Annotated in this window: 4 protein-coding genes; 3 read left to right on the top strand and 1 reads right to left on the bottom strand. The window is 69.0% G+C overall.

Features of this window, described 5'->3' with window-relative positions; genetic code table 11:
• Positions 1 to 249 (bottom strand): hypothetical protein (locus ABZ570_RS33735; protein ID WP_358072214.1); only part of this gene is annotated, 249 nt, incomplete at its 3' end.
• 118 nt (positions 250 to 367) lie between these two features.
• Between ABZ570_RS33735 and ABZ570_RS33730 the strand changes: the two genes are divergently transcribed.
• The 3 genes from ABZ570_RS33730 to tnpB all read left to right on the top strand — a co-directional run bounded on the left by ABZ570_RS33730 (position 368) and on the right by tnpB (position 3,191).
• Positions 368 to 1,054 carry a phytanoyl-CoA dioxygenase family protein gene (locus ABZ570_RS33730; RefSeq protein WP_358072212.1) on the top strand — a complete coding sequence of 229 codons (687 nt, stop codon included), beginning with the start codon at positions 368 to 370 and terminating at the stop codon, positions 1,052 to 1,054.
• A 182-nt stretch (positions 1,055 to 1,236) separates the two neighbouring features.
• Positions 1,237 to 1,818, top strand: a complete 582-nt coding sequence (locus tag ABZ570_RS33725; protein ID WP_358072210.1) for an IS607 family transposase — start codon at positions 1,237 to 1,239, stop codon at positions 1,816 to 1,818.
• Positions 1,819 to 1,823: 5 nt separating this feature from the next.
• Positions 1,824 to 3,191: an IS607 family element RNA-guided endonuclease TnpB gene (gene tnpB, locus ABZ570_RS33720; protein ID WP_358072216.1), complete on the top strand. Its 1,368-nt coding sequence runs from the start codon at positions 1,824 to 1,826 to the stop codon at positions 3,189 to 3,191.
• Positions 3,192 to 3,253: the final 62 nt, after the last annotated feature.

Here is a 3,253-nt window from a genome sequence, read left to right as displayed (position 1 = left end):
GCGCTGGACCGTGCGGGCCGAGGTGCCGAGCTGGTGGGCGAGCGCCTGATCGGTGCTCCCACCGGAGCTGCCCTTCATTGAGGCTTGCGGGCCCGCGCCTCCGGGCCGCTGAACAGCGAGACGCCGCAGCTCCCACCGGAGCTGCCCTTCATTGAGGCAATGGTCGTAGTCCAGGGCGTGGCCGTCGTCGTTGCGGAAGCCGCAGCTCCCACCGGAGCTGCCCTTCAATGAGGCGAAATAGATAGCCAACCAGAAGAGACCGCCACGTCCAGCCGCGACAGCGTCCCACCCCCCGCTGCCACATCGAGCTGTACCCGCCGCAGCTCCCACCGGAGCTGCCCTTCATTGAGGCTGAATCGCGGCAGTCTTGGACACCGCCGCCAGGTCGACCTGGTTTCAGCACCCCATCCGTGCGCAAGCAGATGGCTTCTTCCGACGCTTGACTACACATCACAACCATTTGGACGTGACCCCGCCGGCGCGGGAGCCGGAGCGCCCGTACTGGGGATGGCACCAGGACGGCTACCGGCAGAACTCCGATCCGGAGACGCTGGACCCGGCTCTGCCTCGGCCGATGTTCTCGCTCAAGGTAGCCTATGTGCTGTCCGATCTCAGCGAGACCGGTCGCGGCGCCACGAAGATCATCCCCGGTAGTCACCTGCGGAACAGCCTGCCCCGACCCGACGACGTGTCGGTGCACCATCCGGATCCCGAGGGCACCGTCGAGATCACCGCCGAGCCCGGCGACGCCTTCGTCTTCGACCGCCGGCTCTGGCACTCCCGATCGACCAACCGTTCTGCCGTCACCCGCAAGATGCTCTTCGTCGGCTACACGTACCGCTGGATCCGGCCGCTCGACGACCTGCGTTTCGACGGGGAGGGGCCGTGGTGGGCGGCCCGCTCGCCGGTGCAACGCCAGTTGCTGGGCGACGGCAGGCACACGGCCAACTACTGGGGCATCAACTGGGACGGTCACGTGGACGACGACATCCCCCTGCGCCGCGAACTGAAGCAACGCGGTCTGCTCGACCGCGAGATTCCCTGGCTTCGCTGACACTGTCGGCATGATTACCCTCTGCCGACGAGGACCGCGTACCGGGCCTCGCTGAACAGGGACAGCGGCGTCACCCTCGATGTCGAGGTGGTCGGCTCCCGGACGGGCCGGCCACCTGCGGGGTTAGCAACTGTTTGCGATTGGGTGGTCTCTAGTGTTCTTCGGCGTGCTATGGTGGTGGGGTGAACTTGAAGGAGTGGGCGGCGTCTCAGGGCATCGCGTACGTGACCGCGCGGCGGCAGTACGCGGCGGGGACGTTGCCTGTTCCTACTTACCGGCTGGGTCGACTCATCATGGTGGGCGAGCCGTTACCTGCTGCCTCGGCTGGCGTCGAGCGGGTGGTGGTGTACGCCCGGGTCTCGTCCGCCGACCAGGGCGCTGATCTTGACCGGCAGGTTGCTCGGGTCGTCACGTGGGCGACCGGGCAGGACCTGCCGGTATCGCAGGTGGTGACCGAGGTCGGATCTGCGCTGAACGGGCAGCGCAAGAAGTTCCTCGCCCTGCTGCGAGACCCGACGGCCATGACCATCGTGGTGGAACACCGCGACAGGTTCGCCCGCTTCGGTGCCGAGTACGTCGAGGCGGCGCTGACCGCGCAGGGCCGCAAGCTGTTGGTGGTCGACCCGGCGGAGGTCGACGACGACCTGGTCCGGGACGTCACGGAGATCTTGACCTCGTTGTGCGCGCGTCTGCACGGCCGGGCTGGGGCGGATCGGGCGCGTCGGGCGGTTGAGGCGGCCATCACGCAGGACCCGCTGTCGTGAAGGTGATGCAGGCGTACCGGTTCGCTCTGGACCTGACGCCGTTGCAGGAGCGGGCGGTGCTGGCGCATGCGGGTGCGGCCAGGGTGGCGTACAACTGGGGCCTGGCCAGGGTGAAGGCGGTCATGGACCAGCGCGCCGCCGAACGCAGCTACGGCCTGCCTGACGAGTTGCTCACCCCGACTGTCGGCTGGAGTCTTCCTAAGTTGCGGAAGGCGTGGAACGTGGCCAAGTCGGATGTGGCGCCGTGGTGGGCTGAGTGTTCCAAGGAGGCGTACAACACCGGCCTGGACAACCTGGCGTGCGGCTTGAAGAACTGGTCCGACTCCCGCGCCGGGAAACGCGCGGGGCCGCGGGTGGGGTTCCCGCGGTTCAAGTCCCGTCGCCGCAGCACGCCCAGCGTCCGGTTCACCACGGGTGCGATCCGGGTGGAGCCGGACCGCCGGCATGTTGTGCTGCCCCGGTTGGGTCGGTTGAAGCTGCACGAGTCCGCGCGTAAACTCGCCCGCCGTCTGGAGGCGGGCACGGCCCGGATCCTGTCCGCGACTGTGCGCCGTGACGGCGGCAGGTGGCATGTCGCGTTCTGCGTCGAACTCGAGCGGGCCGAGCGCACCCCGACACGCCCGCAGGCGGTGGTCGGCGTCGATGTGGGGATCACCCACCTGGCGGTGCTGTCCACCGGCGAGATGGTGCCCAACCCCCGGCACCTGGACGAGGCGGCCCAGCGGATGCGGCGTCTGGCCCGGCAGATGTCCCGGCGCGTCGGGCCGGACCGGCACACCGGCCAGCAGCCATCCAGGCGGTGGGAACGCGCCCGCCAGCAGGTCGCTCGAGCGCATGCGCTGGTGGCGAACCTGCGCCGTGACGGCCTGCACAAGCTCACCACCCGGTTGGCGCGCGAGTACGGCACGATCGTGGTCGAAGACCTCAACGTGGCCGGCATGCTGCGCAACCGGCGGCTGGCCCGGCAGGTCGCGGACGCCGGCTTCGGTGAGATCCGCCGCCAGGTGGCGTACAAGGCTGAATGGAACGGCGGCCGGCGGATCATGGCCGACCGCTGGTACCCCTCCAGCAAAACCTGTTCGGACTGCGGCGCGGTGAAAACCAAGCTGCCGCTGCGGGTCCGAACCTACACCTGCGACTCTTGCGGCATGGCCCTCGATCGGGACCTGAACGCCGCGCGTAACCTCGCCGCGCTCGCGGCGCAGGCGACAACCGCCGGGAGTGGCCCGGTGGCAGGACGTGGAGCCGACCGTAAGACCCGCCCCGGCGGGCAGGTGGCCGTGAAACGTCAACCCGGCCCCGCCAAGGCGGGTAAGACCGGGACCGTCCCACCGCAAGGCGGGACATGCCGATCAGTCGCTACAGCGCACTGACAGGTAACGGGATGTGGTCCTACCCGGTGGTGTCGGCGGCGCACGAGTTGGGCATGACGTCG

The organism is Micromonospora sp. NPDC007271, assembly GCF_040634005.1.
In the GTDB taxonomy this organism is placed as follows: domain Bacteria; phylum Actinomycetota; class Actinomycetes; order Mycobacteriales; family Micromonosporaceae; genus Micromonospora.
Note: the sequence above shows the minus strand (reverse complement) of the source record. Positions and strands in the feature narration are given on the sequence as shown.

Excerpts from the sequence above, each read along its gene's own strand:
- tnpB (WP_358072216.1), top strand. The coding sequence starts at position 1,824 with ATGCAGGCGTACCGGTTCGCTCTGGACCTGACGCCGTTGCAGGAGCGG.